Consider the following 24,962-nt stretch of genomic DNA (forward strand, 5'->3'; position numbering starts at 1 on the left):
CTGTGCGTCGACCCTAGAGGGACGATCTTGAGAACTCACCACGCTTTACAGTGCGTCCATGCAGCCGCTGGAACCGCCGACGCCGCCAGGTGAGCCCGGTCCGCCGGGTGAGCCCGGTCCGCTGGGCGACCTGGTGGTAGCGCACTTCCGGCGCGTCGAGGTCGCCATGCTCGGCCGCGTCCTGATTTCGACGTTGAGCGGTGCGCTCCCGGCACCGATGGTTCGGGTCGAACGGCGGCGATCGTTCGGACGTCGGCGGACCGGGCGGGCCGGCGAACCGATCGGGATCACGGTCACGGCCGGCGACCGGACGCTGACGTTTCGGGCTCCTGAGGTCGGGGTGGCCGAGGCCACCGTGGGTTTCACCGTGCGGGGCGTTGTGCTGTCCTCGACCCCGGTGCCGGTCGCGCAGTGGCTCGACGAACTGGGTGTCCTGCTCGGTCAGCTGACCAGCGACGACGAGGCCACCCGCGCCGCTCTTGAGCGAGCGTTGCTGAGCTGACGGCGGGCCTAGGTCGCGGCCTGCTTTGCGGCTGCCTTCACCTGCTGCTTGGTGGCCCGCACCTTCTTCAGCGACGCGTCGTCGACCACGTCGGCGACCGAGCGGAAGGCGTCGGGCTCGCCGTAATTGCCGCTCGCCTCGCGCCAGCCGGCGGGCCGGACGCCGAACTGCTTGCCGAGCAGCGCCGCGAAGATGCGGGCTTTCTGGTCGCCGAAGCCGGGCAACCGGCCGATGCGGGCCACCAGGTCGGCACCGTCGGCAGCCTGCGTCCAGACGTTCTCGGCGCGCCCGTCGAACTCCTCGAGGAGCAGCTGGGCGAGCGACTGGACCCGCTTGGCCATCGCGGCGGGGAAGCGGTGCAGGGCGGGCGGGGTGCGGAACAGCTCCTCGAAGGCCGACGGGTCGTACCCGGCGATGGTGGCGGCGTCGAGGCTGCTCCCGTCGCCGAGGCGCTCGAGCAGCACCGACGGTGAGGTGAACGCCTTCTCCATCGGGATCTGCTGGTCGAGCAGCATGCCGACGAGCAGGGCCAGCGGATCGTGTTCGAGCAGCGCGTTGCCGGCGTCGGTGGTGGCGAGATGCATGCCGGAATCCCATCACACCGGCGGGATCGCCGCGGGCTGGGAAGGCTGGTCCGCGTGACGACATCGAGACGATGGCTGTTCGGCGATCAGCTCGGCCCGGCCTTCCTCGACGACGCCGACCAACCGGCGCTGATGATCGAGTCGCGCCGCGTGTTTGCGCGGCGACGGTTCCACCGCCAGAAGGCGCACCTGGTGCTATCGGCCATGCGCCACCGCGCGGCCGAACTCGGCGAGCAGTGCCGCTACGTCCAGGCCGACACCTACCGCGAGGCGCTGGCGCAGGTCGGTGAGCCGCTCACCGTGTGCCACCCGACCTCGCACGCCGCGCTCGACTTCGTCCGGTCGCTGGACGGCGTCGAGGTGCTCGAGCCGCGCGGGTACGCCACGTCGCTCGAGGACTTCACCCGCTGGGCCGACGGGCGCGGGAACAAACGGCTGCTCATGGAGGATTTCTACCGCGAGTCGCGACGCCGCCTGGACGTTCTGATGGACGGCAGCGAACCGGCCGGCGGGAAGTGGAACTTCGATGCCGACAACCGCGAGCCGCCACCGAAGAGCGCCGTGCTCGGCGTCGACGAGCCGTGGTTCCCCGACGAGGACGAGATCGATGAGCAGGTGCGTGTCGACCTCGACCGGTGGGCGGCCGACGGCGACGTCCAGTTCCTCGGCGACGACGGCCCGCGCCGGTTCGCCGCCACCCGCGGTGAGGCGCAGGCCGCACTCGATCGCTTCGTCGATGCCCGGCTCGCGACCTTCGGCGCGCACGAGGACGCGATCCTGACTGCCGACCCGTGGATGTCGCACTCGATGCTCTCCGCACCGCTGAACCTCGGGCTGCTCGACCCCGTCGAGGTTGTGCGGCAGGCCGAGCATTCGTACCGGTCGGGCGGGGCGCCGATCGCGTCGGTCGAGGGGTTCGCGCGTCAGGTGATCGGCTGGCGCGACTACGTCTGGCACCTGTACTGGTACCAGCCGCGCGACTACCGGCGCGGCAATGCGCTGCAGGCGACCAAGGACCTGCCGACGTGGTTCGCCGAACTCGACCACGAGCGGGTCGGCGCGGCCTGCCTGTCCGACACGCTGGCCAAGCTGGCGCAGCACGGCTGGGTGCACCACATCCCGCGCCTCATGGTGCTGGGCAATTACGCGATGCAGCGGGGCTGGCGGCCGTCGCAGGTCACCGACTGGTTCCACCGCGCGTTCGTCGACGGCTACGACTGGGTGATGGTGCCCAACGTCGTCGGGATGTCGCAGTACGCCGACGGTGGGGTGATGGCGACGAAGCCCTACGCCGGCGGCGGCGCCTACATCGACCGCATGAGCGACTACTGCGGCGGCTGTCGCTACGACCCGAAGGTGCGGGTCGGTGAGAACGCCTGCCCGTTCACCGCCGGCTACTGGGCCTTCCTCGAGCGCAACCGCGACAAGCTGCAGGGCAACTTCCGGATGGGCCAGCCGCTGCGTGGCCTGGACCGGCTCAAGGACCTCGGCGCGCTCGTCGAGCAGGAGCGTTCGCGCGGGTCGCGGGCGCCGTGACGTTGCTCGAGGTGGTCGCGGCGGCGATCGTCCTGGACGGGCAGGTGCTGGCGGCTCGTCGTTCCCGGCCCGTCGACCTTGCCGGCCGCTGGGAGTTCCCCGGCGGCAAGGTCGAACCCGGTGAGGACGACAGGGCCGCGCTAACGCGGGAGTGCCGCGAGGAGCTGGGCGTCGAGATCGAGGTCGGCCGGCAGCTCGTCTCGGCGAGCGACGAGCGGGTGACGCTCGCGCTGTACGCGGCCGTGCTCGACGCGGGCACCCCCGAGCCCGGCGACTCGCACGACGAGCTGCGCTGGTTGACCGCCTCGACGCTCGCGTCCGTCGACTGGCTACCCATCGACGCCGCGCTGCTCGATCCGGTGCGTCTGCTGTTGCGGTCACCCGATGCGAGGAGCACCGTGTAGCGGATTGGCCACGGGGGTGGACATGAACGAACGCACGAGCAGCACCGCGCTCGAGACGATCAGCTTCGACAGCTCGGGGACCCGGTGCGAGGCCTGGTACCTGCGCGCGGGCAACGACGAGCTGACGACGTCGCGTGGGCGACCCTGCGTCGTGATGGCGCACGGCTTCGGCGCCACCCGCGACGCCGGCCTGCTGCCGTTCGCCGAGCACTTCGCCGCGGCCGGGGCCGACGTCCTGATCTTCGACTACCGCGGCTTCGGGACCTCCGACGGGGCGCTGCGCCAGGACGTCGACCACCGCCGGCACCGCGAGGACTACCACGCGGCGATCGTCGCCGCCCGGGCCCGTCGTGGCGTCGACCCGTCCCGGATCGCCGTGTGGGGCAGCTCGTACTCCGGGGGGCACGTCATTGCGGTGGCCGCACAGGACCAGCGCGTCGCGGCGGTTGTCAGCCAGGGCGCGGCTATGGACGGCCTGGCCGCGCTGCTCATGGTGCGCGGCGAGAGCGGCACCGGGAAGGCACTCGCGCTGACGAAAGCCGGGCTGCGCGACGCGGCCCGGGCGCTGCGGCGCCGCCCACCGGAGCTCCTGGCGATCGTCGGGCCGCCCGGGTCCGATGCTGTCATCTCGGCACCCGGGGCGGACGTCGGCTACCGCAACATCATGGGCCCGACGTTCCGCAACGAGATGTGCGCCCGCGGGATCCTCCGCCTCGCCCGGAACCGGCCGGTGCGGGTGGCTGCCAAGGTGCTGTGCCCGGTCCTCGTCGTGGTGGCCGAGCAGGACAACATCGCGCCGGTGGCGTCGGTGCGCAAGGCGGCGGCCAAGATGCCGCGCTCCGAGACGCTGTCGCTGCCGGTCGGGCACTTCGACATCTACGTCGGGGAACCCTTCGAGGAGTCCGTTGCGGCGCAGGTGGAGTTCCTGCGCCGCGCGCTCGCGGGTTGACGCCCATCGGTGATCAACAGCACCGAAACGTCGTGACACGACGTTTCAGTGCTGTTGATCAGGGGGGCGGGTCAGGCGAGCGGAGCGTCCAGGGCGGACTCGGCGGCCCGCACGGCGTGGCCGGAGGCCACGAACTGCACGGCGGCCTCGATCTCCGGGGCAAGGTAGCGGTCGGGGCCCGGCCCGGCGACGTGCTCGCGCAGCGCCCGGACCACGGCGCCGGTGGCCGGGCCGGGCTGCAGCGGGGCACGCAGGTCGAGAGCCCGGGCGGCGGTGAGCAGCTCGATGGCCAGGACCCGGGTGAGCGCGTCGACACTGCGACGCAGCTTGCGGGCGGCCGACCAGCCCATCGAGACGTGGTCCTCCTGCATCGCGCTCGACGGGATCGAATCGACGCTCGCGGGCACGGCCAGCCGCTTGAGCTCAGACACCAGGGCTGCCTGCGTGTACTGGGCGATCATGTGGCCCGAGTCGACACCGGGATCGTCGGCCAGGAACGGCGGGAGCCCGCGCGAGCGGGTGGCGTCGAGCATCCGGTCGGTGCGTCGCTCGCTGATGCTGGCCACGTCCGCGGCCGGGATGGCCAGGAAGTCCAGGACGTACGCGACGGGTGCGCCGTGGAAGTTGCCGTTGCTCTCGACGCGGCCGTCTGGCGTGACGACGGGGTTGTCGACGGCCGCCCGCAGCTCGTACCCGGCGACCATCCGGGCGTGGGCCAGGGTGTCGCGGGCCGCGCCGGCGACTTGCGGCGCGCAGCGCATGGAGTAGGCGTCCTGGACGTAGACGCAGTCCGGGCCGGCGTGGCTGGCCACGATCGGTGAGCCGGCCAGCAGCAGCCGCATGTTGCCCGCCGCGACGGCCTGGCCGGGCTGCGGGCGCAGGGCCTGCAGGTCCGCGGCGAATACGGCGCTGGTTCCGAGCATGGCCTCGACGCTCATCGCCGCGGTGAGGTCGGCGGTGCGCAGCAGCAGGTCGAGGTCGGTGCAGGCCAGCAGCAACTGGCCGAGCATGCCGTCGGTTCCGTTGATCAGCGCCAAGCCCTCCTTCTCGGCCAGCTGGACCGGCTCGAGACCCGCGGCGGCCAGGGCCTCGGCGGCGGGCCGTTCGACGCCGTCCGGGTCATGGACCGTGCCCTCGCCGATGAGGGCCAGCGCGACGTGCGCGAGCGGCGCGAGGTCGCCGGAGCAGCCCAGCGAGCCGTACTCGCGCACGATCGGTGTGATGCCGGCGTCCAGCATGCCGGCGAGCGTGGCCGCGGTTTGTGGCCGGACGCCGGTGCGGCCGGTGGCCAGCGTCGACAGGCGCAGCAGCATCAGAGCGCGTACGACCTCGCGTTCGACCTCGGGACCGCTGCCCGCCGCGTGCGAGCGGATCAATGATTGCTGCAGCAATGCGCGCCGCTCCAGCGGGATGTGCTTCATGGCCAGCGCGCCGAACCCCGTCGAGATGCCGTAGTGCGGTTCGACGTCGCCGGCCAGCGCCTCCACGACGCCGCGGGTGGTCGCGATCGCCTGCTGCGCCTCGGCGGTCAGCTCGACACCGGCGCCGAACCGGGCCACCGCGACGAGCTCGGCCTCACTGACCGGGCCGGTACCGACGGTGACGCGGGTGGAGAGGGGCTGAACGCTCATCCGGCCACTGTCCCGTGCGCGGCCATGCCGGGCGACGCGCCACGCGTCTCGTCTCGGATATCAGACCGCCCGTGACCGGGCGGACTGGAGTGCTGGGTACGGTCGAACCCATGCGTGCTGTTGTCATCACCCAGCCCGGTGGCCCCGAGGTCCTGCAGGTGCAGGACGTCCCCGATCCGTCACCGAAACCCGACGAGGTGATCGTGCAGGTGGCGGCCGCCGGGCTGAACCGGGCCGACCTGATGCAGCGTCAGGGGCACTACCCGCCGCCGCCGGGCGCGTCGGAGTACCTGGGCATGGAGGTGTCGGGGACCGTCGCCGCGGTCGGCGACACGGTCGCGGGCTGGAGCGTCGGCGACCGGGTCTGCGCGCTGCTGGCCGGCGGGGGTTACGCCGAGCAGGTCGCGGTGCCGGTGGGTCAGCTGATGGCCGTGCCGTCCGGGGTTGACCTCGTGACCGCCGCCGCCCTGCCCGAGGTCACCTGCACCGTGTGGTCGATGGTGTTCGGAGCGGACTCGGGCCGGTTGCAGCCCGGCGAGTCGCTGCTGGTGCACGGCGGGTCGAGCGGCATCGGCACCATGGCGATCCAGCTGGCCGTCGGTCGCGGGTCGCGGGTGCTCGTCACCGCCGGCTCTCAGCGCAAGCTCGACTTCTGCCGCGAGCTCGGCGCCGACGTATTGATCAATTACAAGGACGAGGACTTCGTCGAGCGGGTGCAGGCCGAGACCGACGGCGCGGGCGTCGACGTCATCCTCGACAACATGGGCGCGTCCTACCTGGCTCGCAACGTGGCTGCGCTGGCTACCGATGGCCGGCTCGTCGTCCTGGGCCTGCAGGGCGGGGCGAAGGGCGAGCTCGACTTGCGCGCGCTGCTGAGCAAACGGGCTACGGTGCACGCGGCCGGACTGCGCGCGCGGCCGGCTCCGCAGAAGGCCGCCATCGTGGCCGAGGTCCAAAACGCCATCTGGCCGATGATCGAGTCCGGCGCGGTACGGCCCGTCGTCGACACCGTGCTGCCCCTGGACGAGGCCGGCCGGGCGCATCAGCTGATGAACGACAGCGGCCACATCGGCAAGATCCTGCTCACGCCCTGATCACTCGGGCTCTCTAGCCGACCAGCTGACGCAGCGCCTCGAGCAGCTGGCCGACCTCGGCGGCTGACGTGTGCGGCATGAGGCCGACGAAGCACGCGCCGCCGATCTCGTCGGCGCCGACCGCGCGCAGCAGCTCGGCGATGCCGGCCGGGCCGGTCCACACCGAGACGTCGTGTCGCTGCAGGAACGTGCCCACCTGCTCGGGTGTGCGGCCGGCCACCGTGAAGGCAGCGACCGGCAGTTCGCGGTCGGGCGCGCCCAGCACGGTGACGCCGGGCAGGGCGCGCAGCCCGTCGTCCAGGGTGCGGTACAGCCCACGGGTGTACTCGCCGGCGAGCCGTTGCGACTGCACGAGTCGGGCTCGCCGGTCGCCGCTGGCGTTCTCGGCGAGGTCGGCAAGGTGGTCGACGGCGGCCGTGAACCCGTCGAGCAGCTCGACGGGCAGCGGCGGTACCTCGAAGTCGCCGGGCACGACGGAGTCGTCGGACACGGCGCGCAGCTCCTCGAGCAGCCCTGGTCGGGTGATCAGCGCCGCGACGGTCGGGCCGCCGAACGCCGGCGCCGCGACGGCAACGACGTCGGCCCCGAGCTCGGCGAGGTCGAGGGGCAGGTACAACGGCGCGACGCCGGCGTCGACGACGACCAGGGCGCCGCGCGCGTGCGCGAGGTCGGCGATGGCGCGGGTGTCGGGCACCGCGCCACTAGCCGGGTTGCCCAGGGCCACGGTGACCACGCGGGTACGTCGGCCGATCAGCTTGTCGTACTGCCAGGTCGGCAGCGCGCCGGTCTCGACGTCGACCTCCGCCCACCGGGCGATCGCGCCGCGCGAGCGGGCCAGGCGCAGCCAGGGGTGCAGGGCTACGTCGGCGTCCAGGCGGCTGACCACGACCTCGTCGCCGAGCTGCCAGTCCGAGGATGCGACGGTGGCCAGGCGCAGCAGCAGCGACACGCTGCTGGAGCCCAGCACGACGTCCTCGGGGCGACCCTTGACGAGATCAGCGGCCGCCCAGCGCGCCCGCAGGACCCGGGTTGCGGCCTGCTGGGAGCGGGTGGAGTGCGACCCGGGTTGAGCCGGGGCCGAGCGCAGGGTGCCGATGATGGCGCGGATGACGGACTCCGGCTGCAGCGCCGCGAACGAGCCGTCCAGCGCAGCGGTGCGGGTGGCCAGCGTGGGATAGAGGCCACGCACCCGCGCGACGTCGACGCCGATCACTTCCACGCCCACCCCCGCCTCGCTGTTGCTGGCTCCGGCCGCCCGGGCAGACTGGAGCCGTGAGCGAACCTTCCCACGACCCCGTGCCAACGTCGACCGGTAGTGCTGAGGTCCACGACGTCGCTGACGCGTCCCCTGACGCCGACCAACGCGACGTCGACGAGATTACGGCGCAGGTCGAGCAACCGGCGAAGGTCATGCGCATCGGCACGATGATCAAGCAGTTGCTCGAAGAGGTCCGGGCCGCCCCGCTCGACGAGGCCGGCCGGCGCCGGCTGCGCGAGATCCACGAGACCTCGATCTCCGAACTCGAGGACGGGCTGGCGCCCGAGCTGCGCGATGAGCTGCGCAGGCTCAGCCTGCCCTTCGGCGGCGAGGTCCCGTCCGAGGCCGAGCTGCGCATCGCCCAGGCCCAGCTCGTCGGCTGGCTCGAGGGCCTGTTCCACGGCATCCAGACCGCGCTGTTCGCCCAGCAGGCCGCGGCCCGCGCCCAGCTCGAGGAGATGCGCCGCCGCGCGCTGCCCAGCGGATCAGGCGACGGACAGGTCATCGTGGGGCCGGGTGGCCAGATGATCCTGCCGCCGGGCGTGCGGATCGGGCAGTCCGAGGAGCAGGACGGCGGCGGCGGCCGGGGCACCGGCCAGTACCTGTAGCGCTGTCTAGGTTCTTCGCGTGGCCAACTTCGTCCGGGACGTCGTGCTGGCGCGCGATCCTGACGACCGCGCCGTCATCACGCTTGAGGCCGACGGCACCCGCGTGGAGTGGACGTTCGGCGAGCTCACTCGGGCAGCCGGTGCTTTTGCAGCGTCGCTGACGGAGCAGGGTGTGGGCCGCGGGACGGTGGTGCTGACGCTCGTCGGCAGCCGGATCGAGTACGTGCTGAGCATCCTCGCCGGGTTGTGGCTTGGCGCGCCGGTGCTGCCCTGCAGCGAGCAGCTGCGCACGAAGGACATCGCGCTTCGCCTCGAGCGGGCGCGTCCAGGCCTGGTGCTGTGCGACCCGCGCAACCGGGCCGCGCTCGACGCGGCCGCGCCGACCTGCCCGGTACTCACCCCGGAACCCGCATTGTGGTCCGGCGCCGCCGACCCGCCGCCGTTCGCCGAGCTGGACAACGTCGACCCGGCGTTCGTGCTGTTCACCTCCGGCACCAGCGGCGAGCCCAAGCTCGTCACCCACGGGCAGCGCTACGTGTTCGGGCAGCGGTTGCAGGCCACCGAATGGATGGCCGCTCGTCCCGGCGAGCTGGTGTGGTCAACCGCGGCTCCCGGTTGGTCGAAGGCCGCACGCAACTGCTTCATCGCGCCCTGGCTCGGCGGCGCAGCGGCGCTACTGCAGGACGCCCGCTTCGACGCGCCGCAGCGCCTGGCCACGATCCGCGCCGAGCACGTCGACGTGCTGTGCATGGCGCCCACCGAGTTCCGCCTCATCGCGGCAGCGGGTCCGATCGGGGAACTGCCCTCGGTTCGTCGCGCGGTCACCGCCGGCGAGCCGCTGGGCGTGCCGGCGTTCCAAGCGTGGCGCGAGCAGACCGGCCTGGAGATTTCCGACGGCTACGGCCAGACCGAGACGGGCCAGGTCACCGGCGTGCGTCCCGGCGAGACCGCGCCACCCGGTTCGATGGGCCGGCCGCTGCCGGGAATCGCGGTCGAGATCGTCGACGGCGAGCTGACCGTCGATCCGACGACCGTCCCGACCTTCTTCCTCGGCTACGACGGCCAATCCATACCGATGAGTATGTGGCGCACCGGCGATCAGGTGCGCCAGGACGACGAGGGTTGGTTGTTCTTCGAGTCCCGCGCCGACGACGTGATCATCAGCGCCGGCTACCGCATCGGCCCGACCGAGGTCGAGTCTGCGCTGCAGTCGCATCCGGCGGTCCGGGAGTGCGCCGTGCTGGGGGTGCCCGACGAGACGCGCGGCTCGGTGGTCGGCGCCGCGGTGGTCGTCAAGGCCGGCGTCGAGGCCGGGGACGCGCTCGTTGCCGAGCTACAGGCGCATGTTCGGTCCGAGACCGCGCCCTATAAATACCCGCGCCGGGTGTGGTTCGTCGACGAGCTGCCCAAGACCGACAGCGGCAAGATCCACCGAGCCGCGCTCAAGCCGCCTTCCTGAGCTTGACGTCCTGGGCCCGGGCGACCCCGGTGACGAGGTCAGGCGGCTGGTCGGGCGTGCTCGAGCTCAGGGTGACGGCGACGGACACCGACCCCTCGACGAAGAAGATGCTGTCCTGCAAAGCGCCATACCCTTTGGTACGGCCGGCGATACGGTGGCCGTCGGCGCCGATCGCGACCGCGCCGGAGTGGGTGGTGCTACGCAGGCTGTCGACGGCGGTGCGGAACGCCGTCGCGGCGTCGGCGCGTGCGGCTGCCGGGTCCGGTGCGGCCACCAGCGTCACGCTGAGTTGGCGGAAGCCGCCCGCAGCCGTGAAGTACCGGATGGCCGTAGCCGTCGTGGGCCGGTCCTCGCCGGCCGGTGTCATCGCGGTGTAGCCGGGCAGATCGACGTCGGGGCTGGTGACCAGGACAGCCGCCAGTGCCGCGCGCATCAGGCTGCCGGCCTCACGCGAGGACGCGCTCGATGAGTTCGGCGACGGCGTCGTCGTCGTTGCGCCCGACCGTGACCGCCGCCGCGGCGCGCGCGGACGCATGGCCGTTGGCAACCGCGAAAGAGTGCCCGGCCCACTCCAGCATCGGGATGTCGTTGGGCATGTCACCGACGGCCAGGATGTCCTCGCGGCGGATGTCGTGCCGCGCGGCCAGCTCGGCAAGCCCAGTGGCCTTGGTGACGCCGGCCGCGGCGATCTCGAGCAACCCGTAGGACGACGAGTGGGTGATGGTGGCTCGCTCGCCGAGCAGCTCGGTGGCCGCGACCAGGAAATGATCGGGCTGCGCCGAACGGTCTTTTGCCAGCAGCTTGATGCCGGGCTGACTGGCGATGTCGGCGAGCGTGCCCATCGGCGGTTCCGGGATGGGTCGGCCGTGCCGGTCGAGTCGCGGGTTCACCCGCCAGTCGTGGACGTACCCGGGCTCGGCGGCGAAGCCGTGCGGGTACTCGACCGCGAACGCAACGTCCGGAAACTGCACGCGCAGCTCGTCGCCGATCTCGCGCATCAGCTCCGGCGGCAGCGAGTGGACCGACAGCAGGCTCTGGTCGGCCATGTCGTAGAGCACCGCGCCGTTGGCGCCGACGGCGACGCCGACGTGCCCGGTCTCGTCCATGACGTCGTCGAGCCAGCGCGGCGGACGCCCGGTGACGAACGCGACGACGAGACCGGCTGCGGTCGCGTCGCGCAGGGCGGCGCGGGTGCGGTCGGACACCGTGTCGTCGCTGCGCAGCAGCGTCCCGTCCAGGTCGGTGGCTATCAAGCGGATGCCGGCCGTCGACAGGTCTGCGATCTCGGCGGGCATCACGGCGCGGTCAGCAGTTCCCGGCCGCCCAGCCACGGGCGCAGCGCGGCCGGCACGTACACCGAGCCGTCGGGCTGCTGGTGGTGGTCGAGCAGGCAGGCGATGGTGCGCGCCGCGGCGCACAGCGTCCCGTTCAACGTCGCGACCGGCGTGGTGCCCTTCTCGCCTTTGAGCCGGATGTTCAGCCGGCGGGACTGGAAGGTCGTGCAGTTCGACGTCGACGTCAGCTCGCGGTAAGCCTGTTGCGACGGGAACCACGCCTCGATGTCGAACTTGCGCGCGGCGCTGGTGCCGAGATCGCCGGCGGCGACGTCGATGACGCGGTAGCTGAGCTCGAGGGCGTCCATGAACTCGCGCTCCCAGGCCAGCAGCCGCTGGTGCTCGTCCTGCGCGTCCTCGGGTCGGACGTAGGAGAACATCTCGACCTTGTCGAACCAGTGGACGCGGATGATGCCCTTGGTGTCCTTGCCGTAGGAGCCGGCCTCGCGACGGAAGCAGCTCGAGAATCCCGCATAGCGCAGCGGCAGCGCCGCCGGGTCGAGGATCTCGCCCTGGTGGTAGCCGGCCAGCGCGACCTCCGAGGTGCCGACGAGGTACAGGTCGTCGTCCTTGTCGAGGTGGTAGACCTCGCTGGCGTGGGCGCCGAGGAAGCCGGTGCCCTCCATGATCTCGGGCTTGACGAGCGCCGGGGCGATGATCGGGACGAAGCCGGCCGCGGTGGCCTGCGCCATGGCCATGTTGACCAGCGCGAACTCCAGCTGGGCGCCGATGCCGGTGAGGAAGTAGAAGCGGGCGCCGCTGACCTTGGCGCCGCGGTCGGTGTCGATGGCCTTCAGCGCGGCGCCGATCTCGACGTGGTCGCGCGCGTTTTCGACCTCGGGCGGGGTGCCGACCGTCTCCAGGGTCACGAAGTCGGCCTCGCCGCCGGGCGGCACCCCGTCCTCGACCAGGTTGGCGATCAAGAGCTGCGTCGTGCGCAGCTCCGCGTCAGCGTCGCCCTGCTCGACCTCCGCCGCCTTGACCAGCTGGGCGAGCTCCTTTGCTCTGCTCAGTAGGACTGAGCGCTCGTCGGGTGCGGCTTTGCCGACCTGCTTGCTCAGTGTCTTCTGCTCGGCCCGCAGGGTGTCGGCGCGGGTGACGGCCGCCCGGCGGGCGTCGTCGGCGGCGAGCAGGGTGTCGACGATCGCCTCGTCGGCGCCGCGCAGGCGTTGCGAGGCGCGGACGCGGTCGGGGTCGTCGCGCACCACTTTGAGGTCGATCACCTGACCAGGCTACTGACGGGACGGAACGTCGTTGTCCACAGGCCGCTCCGTGCCAGCCGCGGGCGATCTAGGGTCGACGCGGAGCACAGGAGGTGATCGCGGTGTCCGGTTACGACGTCGACCCGGTCGAGCTGTTCGCCGCCCGGGGGCGGGTGCAGGAGGCAGCCCAGGACGGACGCACCGAGCTGGCGCGGCTCGAATCGCTCGCGAACGACGTCTTCGCCGGCGGCTGGCGCGGCGGCGCGGCGAGCGCCTTCCACGCCGGCTACACCGAATGGCACGAGGGCGTCTCCACGATGCTGGCCGCGCTCGACACCCTGGCCCAGGCGCTCGGCGACGCGGGGCTGGACTACGAGCGGGCCGAGGGCACGAACACCACCGGCTTTCATCGGATGGCATCATGAGCTTCACGATCGACCCCGAGCAGCTGGACGAGCTGATCACCCAGCTCGCCCGCTTCGGCCGATCGCTCGAGTCGGTGCAGACCGACGTGCAGTCCCGGATGAACCGGGTGCACGCGGTGTGGCGCGGGGTAGCGGCCGAGGAGCAGGCGGCCGCGCACGCGCGGTGGCGCACCGGCAGCCAGGAGATGCACGAGGCCCTGCAGACTATGCGGACGGTCGTGGCCACCGCGCAGGAGAACTACTCGGCCGCGATCCGCGTCAACGGCGCGCTCTGGGCACGGTGAGCCCCTTCACCGACGCGCCCGTAGGGTCTGCCCCATGAGCGACCGGTTGCCGATCAAGATGCTGCACGACCGCGTCCTGGTGCGGGAGCCGCGCGAGGACGGCGAGCGCCGCTCGACCGGCGGCATCCTGATCCCGGCGACTGCCACCGTCTCCAAGCGGCTGTCGTGGGGTGAGGTCGTGGCCGTCGGCAATCACGTGCGCGCGGTCGAGACCGGCGACCGCGTGCTCTTCAGCCCCGACGACCGCTTCGAGGTCGAGATCGCCGGCGAGGCCCTGATGCTGCTGCGCGAGCGCGACCTGCACGCGGTGGCTGCCGAACGAAACGACGCGAACACCGGCCTCTATCTCTAGCCGCCACCCGTTTCGCGCATCCGGGCCAGCCAGGCCTGCGAGTCGATGAACGAGGTGTCGGTGCGCCCGTCCGGTACCGGCCCCTGCGTCCCGTCGCGGCGGGGGTACGAGCCCAGATAGCGGACGTCGGCGCACACCCGGTGCAGCGCGGCCAGGGCGTCGCCGACCCGCTGGTCGGTGATGTGGCCCTCGCAGTCGATGGAGAAGCAGTAGTCGCCCATCCGCCCCTTGGTCGGCCGGGATTCGATGCGGGTCAGGTTCACCCCGCGCGAGGCGAACTCGCCGAGCAGTTCCAGCAGCGCCCCCGAATGGTCCTCGCGCAGGTAGGCGACGAGCGACGTCCGGTCGTTGCCGGTCGGTGCGGGCGGCGGGACGGGACGGGTGAGCAGGACGAAGCGGGTCACCGCACCGTCGGCGTCGGCGATGTCGTGGGCCACGACGTCCAGCCCGTACAGCTCACCGGCGACGGCAGCCCCGACCGCGGCGTCGAACTCGCCACCGGCCACCGCCTGAGCGGCCCCGGCGGTCGAACCGACGAACGTCACCTGTGCCGTGGGTAGGTTCGCGATCAGCCACCGGCGGACCTGCGCCTCGGCGTGCGGATGCGTGGCGACGCTGGTGATGTTGCCCAACTGTGTCCCCGGCTTGGCCATCAGCTCGAAGGTGACGCGTAGGTAGACCTCGTCGGCCACGACCAGCGCCTCGCCGTTGGCGAGCTCGTCCAGGGTGGCTGGCACCGCCCCCTCGACGGAGTTCTCGAGCGGCACGAGCGCCGCGTCGGCCTGCCCGGCTCGCACCGCGTCGATGGCCAGGGTGACGTTGCCCAGCGGCAGCAACGTCGCGCCCGCGGCGACCGGCAGCTCGCGCACGGCGGCGTGCGCGAACGTGCCCTCCGGCCCGAGGAACGCGATCGTGGTCACGGGCGAACGCAGTGAGCGCGGGACGGATGGGCATGGCCTTCGGCGGCCGGAGCGCAGCGGAGGACGGTCATCCGCGCAGGGTAGCGACGGGTCAGGACGCTTTGCGGCCCAGTAGCGGACGGCGCCGGGCCAGGGCCGACGACACGGCCTGCTGCTCCTCGGGTGTCAGCTCGTGCTCGCCTTTGCCGCCGGCCACGCCTTTGGCGTAGACGCGGGTGTCGCTGGCGCTGGCGATGGCGCTGATCGTCACGCCGTCGCCCTTGCCGTCGAGCAGGGCGAGTGAGAACGACAGACGCCCGGACATCTCGCCGAACGCGTCGTAGCGCACGAGCGCAAGATTCTCGAGCGCGCCCTGCTTGGCCTCGGCCGGCTTGCCCCGACCGGCGTGCAGACCGTCGGCGACGAGCGCGCGCAGATCGGCGATCTCCTCGGCGATGACCTCGGTGCGCTCGCTGTTGCGCTCGGTCAGTTCGACGAGCGAAAGCTGACCGTCCGGGCCGCGCGTCCCGCGCGCGATGATCGTCGTCGCGCGGCGCAGCTTGGCAAGCGTCCGCAGCGCGACGTACGCCGCCACGAGGGCGACGTAGGCGAGGACGAGCGCGAAGACCGCGACGTAGGTGGGCATCGTCGCCAAGGCTATGGCCGCACCCGCCACCGACCGGGGAGGACACGGCCGCGGGCGACACGATTGGACAGTCTGTACAGCTCATTGACCCATGGCATGTACAGAGTGCAGCACGATGTGCAGATCGAATGGACAGGCTTGTTCACTCCCAGCCCGAAGTGCAGGCTGCGGGTATGACGAGCACCCAGGATCTCACCCCGGCCGAGCGGTCCGCCGAGCTCACCGTCGAGCGGCTGCAGCAACTCGTCGGCCTCGTCGACTACGACGAGCGCACCGACCCGTTCCCCGTCACGGCGATGGACGCGGTCGTCTTTGTCTCGGGAAACGCCACCCAGAGCGCGCTCTACTACCAGCACGCCTACGGCATGACGTTGGTCGGCTACACCGGGCCGGAGACCGGCAACCGCGATCACAAGGGCTTCGTGCTGACGTCGGGTTCGGCCCGCTTCGTCATCCTCGGCGCCGTCGACCCGGCCAGCCCGCTGGCCGACCACCACCGCCGGCACGGCGACGGCATCGTCGACCTCGCCTTGGAGGTGCCCGACGTCGACCGCTGCATAGCGCACGCCCGCGCCGAGGGCGCCACCATCCTCGACGAGCCGCACGATGTCAGCGACGAGCACGGCACCGTGCGCACGGCCGCCATCGCGGCCTACGGTGAGACCCGGCACACGCTGATCGACCGCTCGCGCTACACCGGCGTCTACCTGCCCGGGTTCGTCGCTCGCACCGGCGCAATGACGCCCGCGCCGTTCCCGCTGTTCAGCGCCGTCGACCATTGTGTTGGCAATGTCGAGCTGGGCCGGATGAACGAGTGGGTCGACTTCTACAACCGCGTCATGGGCTTCGTGAACATGGCCGAATTCGTCGGCGACGACATCGCCACCGACTATTCGGCGCTGATGAGCAAGGTGGTCGCGAACGGCAACCACCGGGTCAAGTTCCCGCTCAACGAGCCGGCGCTGGGCAAGAAGCGTTCGCAGATCGATGAGTACCTGGACTTCTACGGCGCGCCGGGCTGCCAGCACATCGCCATCGCGACCACGGACATCCTGCGGGCCGTCGACGAGATGCGGGCACGCGGCGTCGAGTTCCTGGCCACGCCGGACAGCTACTACGACGACCCCGAGCTGCGGGCCCGCATCGGCCAGGTGCGCGTCCCGGTCGAGGAGCTGAAGCAGCGCGCGATCCTGGTCGACCGCGACGAGGACGGCTACCTGCTGCAGGTCTTCACCCGGCCGGTCGGCGACCGGCCGACCGTCTTCTTCGAGCTCATCGAGCGGCACGGCTCGCTCGGCTTCGGCAAAGGCAACTTCCGCGCCCTCTTCGAGGCCATCGAGCGTGAACAAGATCTCAGAGGGAATCTCTAACCCGCCGGGAGCGATCTGGTCTGACCCGCTCGCTTCGCTCGGGGCCATCCTGCGATCGCGTCGCTTGCTCGCTGCGCTCGCGCGAGCGGCGGACTCTTCGCGCGAGCGCTCATCGCACCGTCTGGGACGATGGTCCATGTGACTTCGTTTGCTGAGTTGGAGCTGCGGCCGGAACTGCAGCACGTCCTCGACTCGCTCGGTTACGAGGAACCCACGCCGATCCAGCGTGAGAGCATCCCGCCCCTGCTCGCCGGACACGACGTCGTCGGTCAGGCGGCCACCGGCACGGGCAAGACGGCGGCGTTCGCGCTGCCGTTATTACAACGCATCACGCCGGGTGGCTCGGCTCCGCAGGCCCTGGTGCTCGTCCCCACCCGCGAGCTGGCCATCCAGGTCGCCGAGGCCATCCACCGCTACGGCCGACAGCTCGGCGCGCGGGTGCTGGCCGTCTACGGCGGGCAGCCGATCACCCGGCAGATCCGAGCTCTCGAGCACGGCGTTGATGTCGTGGTCGCCACCCCGGGTCGTGCCATCGACCACATCAGCCGCCGCACCGTCGACTTCGGCCAGCTGCGCACGGTCGTGCTCGACGAGGCCGACGAGATGCTCGACATGGGGTTTGCCGAGGACATCGAGGCGATCATGGAGGCCGTCCCGAGCGAGCGGCAGACGGTGCTGTTCAGCGCCACCCTGCCCAAGCGCATCGACGGCCTGGTGCGCCGCTACCTGACCGACCCGGTGCGGGTGCTCATCCGGACTGAGCAGAGCAGCACCGAGACGGCGCTGGTCCGTCAGGTGGCCTACCTGGTCCCCCGGCAGCACAAGGCGAACGCCCTTGGTCGGCTGCTCGACATCGAGTCCGCGACGGCGGCGGTGATCTTCTGCCGCACCCGCGAGGAGGTCGACTCCCTCGGCGAGACGCTGGCCGCTCGCGGCTATCGCGCCGACGCGTTGCACGGCGGCATGACGCAGGACCAGCGCGACCGCGTCATGACCAAGGTCCGCAACCGCACCACCGAGGTCCTCGTCGCCACCGACGTCGCGGCCCGCGGCCTGGACATCGACCATCTCACGCACGTCGTCAACTACGACCTGCCCAACGCTCCCGACTCCTACGTCCACCGCATCGGACGGGTGGGCCGCGCCGGCCGCGAAGGCACCGCCATCACCCTTGTCGAGCCGCGCCAGCATCGGCTGCTCAAGAGCATCGAGAAGGCGACGAAGCAGAAGATCTCCGTCGAGACGTTGCCCACCGTGGCCGACCTGCGGGCCCGGCGGCTCGAGCTCACGCGCGCGGCGCTGTCCGACGCGCTGCGCGACGCCGACGGCCTCGAGCAGTACCGCGTCGTCGTCGACACGCTCACCGATGAGCACGACCTCATGGAGATCGCGCTCGCCGCGGTCAAGCTCGCTCATGAATCAGGTACTGACGACGACCAGGACACCATCGACATCCCGTTGGTGCGCCCGTCCAGCGGCGACGGGGACGGTCCGCACGCAGCCAAGTCCCGCCCCAAGTCCGGCCCGACCACCACGATCTTCGTCAGCCTGGGCCATGCGGCCAAGGTCCGCCCGCAGGACCTCGTCGGCGCCATCGCCAACGAGACGAGCCTGTCGGGGCGGCAGATCGGCGCCATCGAGATCACCCACAAGTTCTCGACGGTCGAGATCCCGCTGGCCGCCGAGGCCGAGGTCGTCGCCGCGCTGCAGGCAACGATGATCAAGGGCCGCAAGGCGCGCGTCGAGCGGTACAAACCGCCGGCCGAGCGCGGCTTCAAGCCGAAGAGAGACCAGCCATGAGCATCCGGCCGGCCCTGGCCGCCATGCCGGCATACATACCTGGACGTACGGTCGCCGGCGCCATCAAGCTCGCCAGCAACGAGGTGCCCTACCCGCCGCTACCCTCGGTGCTCGCCCGGATCGCCGACGCCGCGGCCGGCATCAACCGCTACCCCGACAACGCCTCGACGGAGCTGACGCAGGCGCTGGCCGCGCGCCTCGGCGTGGCCGTTGAGCAGGTGCGCGTCGGCTGCGGATCGGTATCGCTGTGCACGCAGCTCGTCCAGGCTGTCGCCGACGCCGACGAGGAGGTCATGTACGCCTGGCGCTCGTTTGAGGCCTACCCGATCATCGCCGCGGTCAGCGGCGCGTCGTCGATTCAGGTGCCACTCACCGCCGGGCACGTCCACGACCTGGACGCGATGCTCGAGCGCATCACCGGCAAGACGCGGTTGATCTTCGTCTGCAACCCGAACAACCCCACCGGCACGGTGGTGTCCCGCGACGAGCTCGTGCGCTTCCTGCGCGCCGTCCCGACGGACGTCACGGTCGCCCTGGACGAGGCCTACTGCGAATTCGTCCGCGACGTCGAGGTGCCGGACGGGCTGACGTTGCTCGACGAGTTCCCGAACCTGGTCGTGCTGCGCACGTTCTCCAAGGCCTACGGGCTGGCCGGCCTGCGCGTGGGGTACGCGGTGGCCGGTGATCCCACGGTCGCCATGGCCATCGGCCAGACCCAGGTGCCGTTCTCGGTCACCACGCTCGCTCAGCAGGCGGCACTCGCCAGCCTCGAACCGGCGGCCGAGACCGAATTGCTCGAACGCGTCGACGCAATTGCGGTGGAACGGGAGCGGGTGTTCGCCCGGCTGCTCGACCTCGGCTACCCCGTACCCCCGTCGCAGGCCAACTTTGTCTGGTTACCTCTTGGCGCCGCGACCACCGACTTCGCGGCCGGTTGCGAGGACCGCCGCGTCATCGTGCGCGCCTTTGCCGGCGCCGGCGCGCGGGTCACGATCAGCACGCCCGAGGAGAACGACCGCTTCCTCGAGGCCGCCGCGGAGCTCGCTGCCTCCTAGCGTTCGCCGACCGGTTTGGCTGCGGCTCGGGCGCGCGCCGCGCGCTCGTGCAGGTTGGCCGCAGGACACTGCGGGTCCCGCAACGCAACGGTCACGGCCGGGCCGGCACCGATCACTTCGTCCGGCTCCGTCGAGCGGTAGATGCAGGTGCAGCGGGTCAACGCCATGTCGGCCTCCTGGTTTGAGGTGAACATGATGGTGACAGCGGGTGAACGGCAGCGCTCGGTGACAGGCCGGATCGTGCGCAGTGCCACAGGCGTGGCGCCCGACAAACGCGCTTCGGGACTCCGGGGGGTCGTTCACGCTGGGCAGGCACGCGGTGCCAGGATGGGACGGAACCCGTTCGCTCCATAGTCACAACGAGGTGACTTGCGCATGAAACAGACCGAGGCAGGAACCGTCGACCCAGCGGTGTTCGCCCGGCGCTACCTCGTCCATGCCGCGACCCAGCTGGCCGGTCAGTCGCACAGCCAGCTCGCCGCGCTCGCGCGCACCGTCCTGGACTTCGGCCGAATGCGGCCCTGGGGGCAGAACCTGCTGCAGGTGCACGACCTCGACGGCGAGACCACGGCCGTCGACATGGTCTCGATCGACGCGCCGTACATCGTCGAGTCGCTCATGGCCGAGCTGCACCGCAGCGGCCATGGGCCGGCCCGGGTGCTGCACCCGCAGATCGTCGTGCACCGAGACGCTCAGGGCGTATTGACGAGCGTCTTCGACATCGACGACAACGCCGACGTCCCGGCCGGCGCAATCGTCGAGTCGTGGGTGCACCTCGAGCTCGACCTCGTGCCCGAGGGCGAGCACGCGGCGCTCGCCGCGGCGCTGCGCGGTGTGCTCGACGACGTGCTGTCGGCCGTCTCGGACGCCCCGCAGATGTACAGCCTGATCCGCGCGCTCGCCGGGCAGCTCGAGGCCGAACCGGGCGAGTTCGACCGCGAGACGAGCGAGGAGGCCGGCGCCTTGCTGCGCTGGCTCGCCGATGGCAACTTCTTGATCCTCGGCCACGCCGAGTACTCCCCCAACGAGCTGGCCAGCCCCCGCGTCCAGGCGCCCGGCGACGTCGAGGGCGTGCTGCGCGGTGCGGCCCGCATCTCGCCGCTCGAGCTGCTGCCGGCGTTCCGCAGCGGCGCGCCGTTGGTGATCTTCAAGTCGCCGTTGGTGTCGACGGTTCGCCGCTCGGTGCACTACGACTGCGTCACCGTGGTGACCCCGAACAGCGGCGCGCCGGGCGGGTCGTCGCCGCAACGCATCCACGTGTTCCTCGGCTTGATCACCAATGCCGAGGACGGGACGGTCGCCCGGGTGCCGGTCGTGCGCCGGCGCATCGGCGAGATCCTGTTGCGCTCGGGCGTGCGAGCGCACAGCCACACCGGCCGGCGGCTGATGGCCGCGTTGCGCACGCTGCCGCGCGACGAGCTGCTGGAGGCGCCCACCGGCGACCTGCTCCGGCTGGCCCAGCTGGTCGTCGACCGCGCCGATCACCGCACCGTCGGCGTGTTCGCCCGCATCCACCTCAACCGGGACTTCGTCACCGTCCTGGTCTACTTCCCGGCCGACCGCCTGGGCCCCGAGACCCGGCATCGGGTCACCGAGATCATCAACGACTTCTGGCCCGGCGAGATCATCGGCCGCGACGACCGCATCGTCGAACTCGACCTCGCTCGCATGCAGCTGCTCATCGCCGTCCGGCCCGGCGCGCAGCCGTCGTCGCCCGAGCGCTCGGAGGTCGAGGCCGAGGTTGCCAAGGCCACCCGCCGCTGGAGCGACGACTTCGTCGACCTGCTCACCGTCGCGGTGGGCGAGGACGAGGCCGAGCGCCTGGCCAGCCGGTACGGCTCGGCGCTGCCGGAGGCCTACAAGGAGGACTTCGGCGCCTCGACCGCCGTGCGCGACATCCTGTGCCTCGAGGAACTCCCCGCCGACGACGGACTCGCCTTCGACCTCTACACCCCCCACGACTATCCCAACTCCAGTGACGGCGCCGACCGCAGACTCAAGGTGTTCCGGACCGGCCAGGCGGTGTCACTGGCCCGGGCCCTGCCGGTCTTCACCCAGATGGGCATCGAGGTTCTCGACGAGCGGCCCTACGAACTGCAGTTCGCCGGCGGCGAGACCGTGTGGATCTACGACTTCGGCCTGCACCTGCCACCGGGCACCGACTTCGACGACGTCCGCGCACGGAACATGATCGACGCCGTGCGGCTGCTCTGGCTGGGCGAGATCGAGCAGGACGGGCTCAACGAACTCGTCGTGCGGACGTCCATGACGTGGTGGCAGATCAACATCCTGCGCACCTACGCCAAATACCTGCGCCAGGCCGGAACCACCTTCAGCCAGAGCTACCTCGAAAGCTCGCTGGTCGACAACTGCGCCATTTCGCAGGCGATCGTCGAGCTGTTCGAGTCGCGTTTCGATCCGGATCGCGTCGGCGAGGCGCCGCTGCTCGACGTGGTCGACGACGAGGCTGGCGGCATAGTCGGGCGCACCGACCTCATCGAGGCCCAGCTCGCCGAGGTCGTCAGCCTCGACCAGGACCGCATCCTGCGCTCGATGCTCTCGCTCGTGAACGCCACGCTTCGGACGAACGCGTACAGGGAGGATGGCGGCGGCCGCACCGCCATCGCGGTCAAGCTCGATCCGCGACGCATCGCCGACCTGCCGCAGCCGCGCCCGCGCTTCGAGGTGTGGGTCTACTCGCCACGTGTCGAGGGCGTGCACCTGCGCTTCGGGCCGGTCGCCCGCGGCGGGCTGCGGTGGTCCGACCGGCGTGAGGACTTCCGCACCGAGATCCTTGGTCTGGTCAAGGCGCAGATGGTGAAGAACGCGGTCATCGTGCCCACCGGCGCCAAGGGCGGCTTCGTCGCCAAGCGGTTGCCCGACCCCGGGAAGGATCGGGAAGCCTGGCTCGCCGAGGGCGTGGCCTGCTACAAGACCTTTATCTCGGCGCTGCTCGACGTCACCGACAACTACGTGCCGGGCCCCGACGGTAGCCAGCAGGTGCAGCCACCGCCGCGTACGCGCCGCTACGACGCCGACGACCCGTACCTCGTCGTGGCCGCCGACAAGGGCACCGCGACGTTCAGCGACATCGCCAACCAGATCGCCGTCGACTATGGCTTCTGGCTCGGCGACGCGTTCGCCAGCGGCGGCTCGGTGGGCTACGACCACAAGGTCATGGGCATCACCGCGCGCGGGGCGTGGGAGTCGGTCAAATACCACTTCCGCGAGCTCGGGATCGACACCCAGACGCAGGACATCACCGTCGTCGGCGTGGGCGACATGTCCGGTGACGTCTTCGGCAACGGCATGCTGCTGTCCGAACACATCCGCCTCGTCGCGGCGTTCGACCACCGCCACGTCTTCCTCGACCCGGCCCCCGACCCTCGCACCTCGTTCGCCGAGCGTCGCAGGCTCTTCGACCTCCCCCGCTCGTCATGGACCGACTACGAGACCTCGTTGATCTCCGAGGGCGGCGGTGTGTACCCGCGCACGCTGAAGTCGATCCCGGTCTCGCCCCAGGTCGCGACGGTCTTGGGGTTGGCCCCCGACGTGCAGAAGCTCAGCCCGGCCGAGTTGATCAGCGCGATCCTTCGTGCACCCGTCGACCTGTTCTGGAACGGCGGCATCGGTACCTACGTCAAGGCCTCGACCGAGACGAACGCCGACGTCGGGGACAAAGCCAATGACGTGCTGCGGGTGAACGCCGCGGACCTGCGCTGCCGGGTCGTCGGCGAGGGGGGCAATCTCGGCCTCACCCAGCGGGCCCGCATCGAGTTCGCGCTCGCCGGCGGGCGTATCAACACCGACGCCATCGACAACTCGGCCGGCGTCGATACCTCCGACCACGAGGTGAACGTCAAGATCCTGCTCGACCGCGGCGTGGCCACCGGATCGATCACCCGCGAAGAGCGCAACGAACTGCTGTCTGCGGCCACCGACGATGTCGCGGCACACGTGCTGCGCGACAACTATGAGCAAAACGTACTGTTAGGTATGGCGCGGGTGCTGAGCCCGAAGCTGATCGGGGTGCACCAGCGCTTCATGCAGGCGCTCGAGGACGCCGGAGAGCTCGACCGGGCGCTCGAGTTCCTGCCCACCGACGCCGAGCTGGCCCGCCGGGAGGCCGACGGCCTCGGGCTCGTCTCGCCCGAGAACTCGGTGCTGATCGCGTACTCCAAGATGACGCTGACGCAGCACATCGAGGACTCGACGTTGCCCGATGAGCCGTACTTCCGCCGCGTCCTGGCCGGCTATCTCCCACCTGCGATCGCGGAACGGTTCGCCGACCAGCTGGCCAGCCACCCACTGCACCGCGAGATCATCACGACCGTCGTGGTCAACGACATGATCAACCGCAGCGGGACGACGTTCGTCCACCGCGCCGTTGAGGAGACGGGCGTCGACGTCGCCCAGGTGGCGCGGGCTTACACCATCGTGCGTTCGGTTTTCGACCTGCCGTCGCTGTGGGCCGACATCGAGGCGCTCGACAATGTGGTCCCCGCACGCGCGCAGCATGCTGCGTACCAGGAGATCCGGCGCCTCGTCGACCGCGCGACCCGCTGGCTCGTCGACTTACGATTCCCGATCACCGACGTCGCGGCCGAGATCGAGCGCTTCGGCCCGACGGTCGCGCGGCTCGGCTCGCGCACGCCCGACCTGTTGCGGGGCGTGGAGCGGCAGACGCTGCGCGCCGACGCGGATCGACTCGTCGAGCTGGGCCTGCCCGACGGGCTGGCCCTGCGCCTGGCCGAGTTGCTCAGCGCATTCCTGTTGCTCGACGTGGTCGAGATCGCCGACGCCACCGGGCTCGACGCGGCTGCCGCCGCCGATGTGCACTACGCGATGTCCGAGCGGCTGAGCGTCGACAACCTCCTGACCCGGGTCACCGAGCTGCCGCGCGACGACCGGTGGTCGACGCTTGCCCGTTCGGCCGCCCGGCACGACGTTTATGCCGTGCTGGCGTCCGTGACCACCGCTGTCCTGCGCACAACAGCGGCCGGCGGTCCGGCCGAGGCACGCATCGACGCCTGGGTGCAGACGAACGCCGAGCGGGTGGAACGCGCTCGCGCAACCGTGCGAGCAGCCCTGGAGCGCGAGCCGGCTGACCTGGCCACGCTGTCGGTGGCGCTACGCGCGCTGCGTTCGCTGACCAGTTAGGCGTCAGATCGCGTGGAAGACGGGTACCCGGGCCCAGACTTGCTTGCCCTTGGCGACGTGGTTGACGCCCCACTCATCGGCCAGCGCGGCGACGATTGCGAGCCCGCGGCCGCTCGTGGCCGAGGCGTCGGCGCGCCGGGGCAGCGGGTCGCTGGGGCTGCCGTCATTCACCCGGATGATGACGCTGCCATCGCGGACGTCCCAACCGACGTCCAGATCACCGACATTGGTGGCGTGCACCACGGCGTTGCCGATCAACTCGGTAGCGACGAGCAGGACGTCAGCGACGGAATCCTGCGTGATGGAGCGGGCCACGAGGTCCTCGCTGATGTGGTCGCGTACGACGGCGGCGCTGGCCGTGTCGTGGCGGACGCGAAGAAGGCCCACGGCCTCGGCTCCTCCTCGCATAC

At 71.0% G+C, this 24,962-nt stretch carries 24 protein-coding genes; 14 read left to right on the forward strand and 10 right to left on the reverse strand.

What is annotated here, in order from left to right; all coding sequences use genetic code 11:
* The first annotated feature begins 58 nt into the window (after positions 1-58).
* Positions 59-502 carry a hypothetical protein gene (locus ACFFC4_RS04200; protein WP_375498080.1) on the forward strand — a complete coding sequence of 148 codons (444 nt, stop codon included), beginning with the start codon at positions 59-61 and terminating at the stop codon, positions 500-502.
* A gap of 8 nt (positions 503-510) precedes the next feature.
* Here the strand turns inward: ACFFC4_RS04200 and ACFFC4_RS04205 are convergent, their stop codons facing one another.
* Positions 511-1,086: an HhH-GPD-type base excision DNA repair protein gene (locus ACFFC4_RS04205; protein WP_375498082.1), complete on the reverse strand. Its 576-nt coding sequence runs from the start codon at positions 1,084-1,086 to the stop codon at positions 511-513.
* On the opposite strand from ACFFC4_RS04205, the gene ACFFC4_RS04210 reads away from it, so the two are divergent.
* The 3 genes from ACFFC4_RS04210 to ACFFC4_RS04220 are packed head-to-tail and all read left to right on the forward strand — an operon-like array spanning position 1,081 to position 3,975.
* Positions 1,081-2,622 carry a cryptochrome/photolyase family protein gene (locus tag ACFFC4_RS04210; RefSeq protein ID WP_375498084.1) on the forward strand — a complete coding sequence of 514 codons (1,542 nt, stop codon included), beginning with the start codon at positions 1,081-1,083 and terminating at the stop codon, positions 2,620-2,622. The genes ACFFC4_RS04205 and ACFFC4_RS04210 overlap by 6 nt on opposite strands.
* Entirely contained in the window at positions 2,619-3,026 is a 408-nt protein-coding gene (locus ACFFC4_RS04215) for a (deoxy)nucleoside triphosphate pyrophosphohydrolase (protein WP_375498086.1), read from the forward strand. Before ACFFC4_RS04210 ends, ACFFC4_RS04215 begins: the two co-directional genes overlap by 4 nt.
* A gap of 22 nt (positions 3,027-3,048) precedes the next feature.
* Positions 3,049-3,975 (forward strand): alpha/beta hydrolase, encoded by a 927-nt coding sequence (locus ACFFC4_RS04220; RefSeq protein ID WP_375498088.1) that lies wholly within the window; start codon positions 3,049-3,051, stop codon positions 3,973-3,975.
* Between the two features lie 71 nt (positions 3,976-4,046).
* On the opposite strand, the gene hutH is transcribed toward ACFFC4_RS04220, so the two are convergent.
* Positions 4,047-5,606, reverse strand: coding sequence for a histidine ammonia-lyase (gene hutH / locus ACFFC4_RS04225; protein ID WP_375498090.1), 1,560 nt, complete (start codon positions 5,604-5,606; stop codon positions 4,047-4,049).
* 110 nt (positions 5,607-5,716) lie between these two features.
* Here hutH and ACFFC4_RS04230 point away from each other — a divergent pair, with 110 nt between their 5' ends.
* Positions 5,717-6,700 carry an NAD(P)H-quinone oxidoreductase gene (locus tag ACFFC4_RS04230; protein ID WP_375498092.1) on the forward strand — a complete coding sequence of 328 codons (984 nt, stop codon included), beginning with the start codon at positions 5,717-5,719 and terminating at the stop codon, positions 6,698-6,700.
* A gap of 13 nt (positions 6,701-6,713) precedes the next feature.
* Here ACFFC4_RS04230 and ACFFC4_RS04235 read toward each other — a convergent pair whose 3' ends face one another.
* A complete protein-coding gene (locus ACFFC4_RS04235) occupies positions 6,714-7,925 on the reverse strand; it encodes an aminotransferase class V-fold PLP-dependent enzyme (protein WP_375498094.1) in 1,212 nt (403 codons plus the stop codon).
* A gap of 47 nt (positions 7,926-7,972) precedes the next feature.
* Between ACFFC4_RS04235 and ACFFC4_RS04240 the strand changes: the two genes are divergently transcribed.
* On the forward strand, positions 7,973-8,566 hold the full coding sequence (locus tag ACFFC4_RS04240) for a bacterial proteasome activator family protein (RefSeq protein WP_375498096.1): 594 nt from the start codon (positions 7,973-7,975) through the stop codon (positions 8,564-8,566).
* A gap of 19 nt (positions 8,567-8,585) precedes the next feature.
* Positions 8,586-10,025, forward strand: coding sequence for an acyl-CoA synthetase (locus tag ACFFC4_RS04245; RefSeq protein ID WP_375498098.1), 1,440 nt, complete (start codon positions 8,586-8,588; stop codon positions 10,023-10,025).
* Here the strand turns inward: ACFFC4_RS04245 and ACFFC4_RS04250 are convergent.
* The 3 genes from ACFFC4_RS04250 to serS are packed head-to-tail and all read right to left on the reverse strand — an operon-like array spanning position 10,009 to position 12,582.
* Positions 10,009-10,458, reverse strand: a complete 450-nt coding sequence (locus ACFFC4_RS04250; RefSeq protein ID WP_375498100.1) for a hypothetical protein — start codon at positions 10,456-10,458, stop codon at positions 10,009-10,011. The two genes, ACFFC4_RS04245 and ACFFC4_RS04250, sit on opposite strands and share 17 nt — an antisense overlap.
* A 13-nt stretch (positions 10,459-10,471) precedes the next feature.
* Positions 10,472-11,320 carry an HAD family hydrolase gene (locus tag ACFFC4_RS04255; RefSeq protein WP_375498102.1) on the reverse strand — a complete coding sequence of 283 codons (849 nt, stop codon included), beginning with the start codon at positions 11,318-11,320 and terminating at the stop codon, positions 10,472-10,474.
* A complete protein-coding gene (gene serS / locus ACFFC4_RS04260; RefSeq protein WP_375498104.1) occupies positions 11,320-12,582 on the reverse strand; it encodes a serine--tRNA ligase in 1,263 nt (420 codons plus the stop codon). Before serS ends, ACFFC4_RS04255 begins: the two co-directional genes overlap by 1 nt.
* Before the next feature lie 101 nt (positions 12,583-12,683).
* Here serS and ACFFC4_RS04265 point away from each other — a divergent pair, with 101 nt between their 5' ends.
* Genes ACFFC4_RS04265 through ACFFC4_RS04275 form a run of 3 tightly spaced genes read left to right on the forward strand, consistent with a single transcriptional unit; the run spans position 12,684 to position 13,622 of the window.
* On the forward strand, positions 12,684-12,986 hold the full coding sequence (locus ACFFC4_RS04265) for a WXG100 family type VII secretion target (protein WP_375498106.1): 303 nt from the start codon (positions 12,684-12,686) through the stop codon (positions 12,984-12,986).
* A complete protein-coding gene (locus tag ACFFC4_RS04270) occupies positions 12,983-13,270 on the forward strand; it encodes a WXG100 family type VII secretion target (protein WP_375498108.1) in 288 nt (95 codons plus the stop codon). The genes ACFFC4_RS04265 and ACFFC4_RS04270 overlap by 4 nt, the downstream gene beginning before the upstream one ends.
* A 34-nt stretch (positions 13,271-13,304) precedes the next feature.
* Positions 13,305-13,622 (forward strand): GroES family chaperonin, encoded by a 318-nt coding sequence (locus ACFFC4_RS04275; protein WP_375498110.1) that lies wholly within the window; start codon positions 13,305-13,307, stop codon positions 13,620-13,622.
* Here ACFFC4_RS04275 and pheA read toward each other — a convergent pair.
* Together pheA and ACFFC4_RS04285 are read right to left on the reverse strand one after the other, a co-directional pair.
* On the reverse strand, positions 13,619-14,542 hold the full coding sequence (pheA, locus tag ACFFC4_RS04280; RefSeq protein ID WP_375498112.1) for a prephenate dehydratase: 924 nt from the start codon (positions 14,540-14,542) through the stop codon (positions 13,619-13,621). The two genes, ACFFC4_RS04275 and pheA, sit on opposite strands and share 4 nt — an antisense overlap.
* Before the next feature lie 91 nt (positions 14,543-14,633).
* Positions 14,634-15,167, reverse strand: coding sequence for a DUF4446 family protein (locus ACFFC4_RS04285; protein WP_375498114.1), 534 nt, complete (start codon positions 15,165-15,167; stop codon positions 14,634-14,636).
* 173 nt (positions 15,168-15,340) lie between these two features.
* Between ACFFC4_RS04285 and hppD the strand changes: the two genes are divergently transcribed.
* The 3 genes from hppD (at position 15,341) to hisC (ending at position 19,392) form a co-directional block, all read left to right on the forward strand.
* Positions 15,341-16,537, forward strand: coding sequence for a 4-hydroxyphenylpyruvate dioxygenase (gene hppD / locus ACFFC4_RS04290; RefSeq protein ID WP_375498116.1), 1,197 nt, complete (start codon positions 15,341-15,343; stop codon positions 16,535-16,537).
* A 129-nt stretch (positions 16,538-16,666) separates the two neighbouring features.
* Entirely contained in the window at positions 16,667-18,337 is a 1,671-nt protein-coding gene (locus ACFFC4_RS04295; protein WP_375498118.1) for a DEAD/DEAH box helicase, read from the forward strand.
* On the forward strand, positions 18,334-19,392 hold the full coding sequence (gene hisC / locus ACFFC4_RS04300) for a histidinol-phosphate transaminase (protein WP_375498120.1): 1,059 nt from the start codon (positions 18,334-18,336) through the stop codon (positions 19,390-19,392). The genes ACFFC4_RS04295 and hisC overlap by 4 nt, the downstream gene beginning before the upstream one ends.
* Here the strand turns inward: hisC and ACFFC4_RS04305 are convergent.
* On the reverse strand, positions 19,389-19,586 hold the full coding sequence (locus ACFFC4_RS04305) for a hypothetical protein (protein ID WP_375498122.1): 198 nt from the start codon (positions 19,584-19,586) through the stop codon (positions 19,389-19,391). The two genes, hisC and ACFFC4_RS04305, sit on opposite strands and share 4 nt — an antisense overlap.
* 181 nt (positions 19,587-19,767) lie before the next feature.
* Between ACFFC4_RS04305 and ACFFC4_RS04310 the strand changes: the two genes are divergently transcribed.
* On the forward strand, positions 19,768-24,552 hold the full coding sequence (locus ACFFC4_RS04310; RefSeq protein WP_375498124.1) for an NAD-glutamate dehydrogenase: 4,785 nt from the start codon (positions 19,768-19,770) through the stop codon (positions 24,550-24,552).
* A gap of 3 nt (positions 24,553-24,555) precedes the next feature.
* Here ACFFC4_RS04310 and ACFFC4_RS04315 read toward each other — a convergent pair whose 3' ends face one another.
* Complete coding sequence (locus ACFFC4_RS04315) at positions 24,556-24,939, reverse strand: ATP-binding protein (protein WP_375498126.1); 384 nt, start codon at positions 24,937-24,939, stop codon at positions 24,556-24,558.
* Between the last annotated feature and the right edge of the window lie 23 nt (positions 24,940-24,962).

Origin of the sequence: uncultured Jatrophihabitans sp. (assembly GCF_964244045.1) — a bacterium.
Classification (GTDB): domain Bacteria; phylum Actinomycetota; class Actinomycetes; order Mycobacteriales; family Jatrophihabitantaceae; genus Jatrophihabitans.

Excerpts from the sequence above, each read along its gene's own strand:
- ACFFC4_RS04200 (WP_375498080.1), top strand. The coding sequence starts at position 59 with ATGCAGCCGCTGGAACCGCCGACGCCGCCAGGTGAGCCCGGTCCGCCG.
- ACFFC4_RS04210 (WP_375498084.1), top strand. The coding sequence starts at position 1,081 with ATGCATGCCGGAATCCCATCACACCGGCGGGATCGCCGCGGGCTGGGA.
- ACFFC4_RS04205 (WP_375498082.1), bottom strand. The coding sequence starts at position 1,086 with ATGCATCTCGCCACCACCGACGCCGGCAACGCGCTGCTCGAACACGAT.
- ACFFC4_RS04220 (WP_375498088.1), top strand. The coding sequence starts at position 3,049 with ATGAACGAACGCACGAGCAGCACCGCGCTCGAGACGATCAGCTTCGAC.
- hutH (WP_375498090.1), bottom strand. The coding sequence starts at position 5,606 with ATGAGCGTTCAGCCCCTCTCCACCCGCGTCACCGTCGGTACCGGCCCG.
- ACFFC4_RS04230 (WP_375498092.1), top strand. The coding sequence starts at position 5,717 with ATGCGTGCTGTTGTCATCACCCAGCCCGGTGGCCCCGAGGTCCTGCAG.
- ACFFC4_RS04250 (WP_375498100.1), bottom strand. The coding sequence starts at position 10,458 with ATGCGCGCGGCACTGGCGGCTGTCCTGGTCACCAGCCCCGACGTCGAT.
- ACFFC4_RS04255 (WP_375498102.1), bottom strand. The coding sequence starts at position 11,320 with ATGCCCGCCGAGATCGCAGACCTGTCGACGGCCGGCATCCGCTTGATA.
- ACFFC4_RS04270 (WP_375498108.1), top strand. The coding sequence starts at position 12,983 with ATGAGCTTCACGATCGACCCCGAGCAGCTGGACGAGCTGATCACCCAG.
- ACFFC4_RS04275 (WP_375498110.1), top strand. The coding sequence starts at position 13,305 with ATGAGCGACCGGTTGCCGATCAAGATGCTGCACGACCGCGTCCTGGTG.
- ACFFC4_RS04285 (WP_375498114.1), bottom strand. The coding sequence starts at position 15,167 with ATGCCCACCTACGTCGCGGTCTTCGCGCTCGTCCTCGCCTACGTCGCC.
- hppD (WP_375498116.1), top strand. The coding sequence starts at position 15,341 with ATGACGAGCACCCAGGATCTCACCCCGGCCGAGCGGTCCGCCGAGCTC.
- ACFFC4_RS04295 (WP_375498118.1), top strand. The coding sequence starts at position 16,667 with ATGGTCCATGTGACTTCGTTTGCTGAGTTGGAGCTGCGGCCGGAACTG.
- hisC (WP_375498120.1), top strand. The coding sequence starts at position 18,334 with ATGAGCATCCGGCCGGCCCTGGCCGCCATGCCGGCATACATACCTGGA.
- ACFFC4_RS04305 (WP_375498122.1), bottom strand. The coding sequence starts at position 19,586 with ATGTTCACCTCAAACCAGGAGGCCGACATGGCGTTGACCCGCTGCACC.
- ACFFC4_RS04310 (WP_375498124.1), top strand. The coding sequence starts at position 19,768 with ATGAAACAGACCGAGGCAGGAACCGTCGACCCAGCGGTGTTCGCCCGG.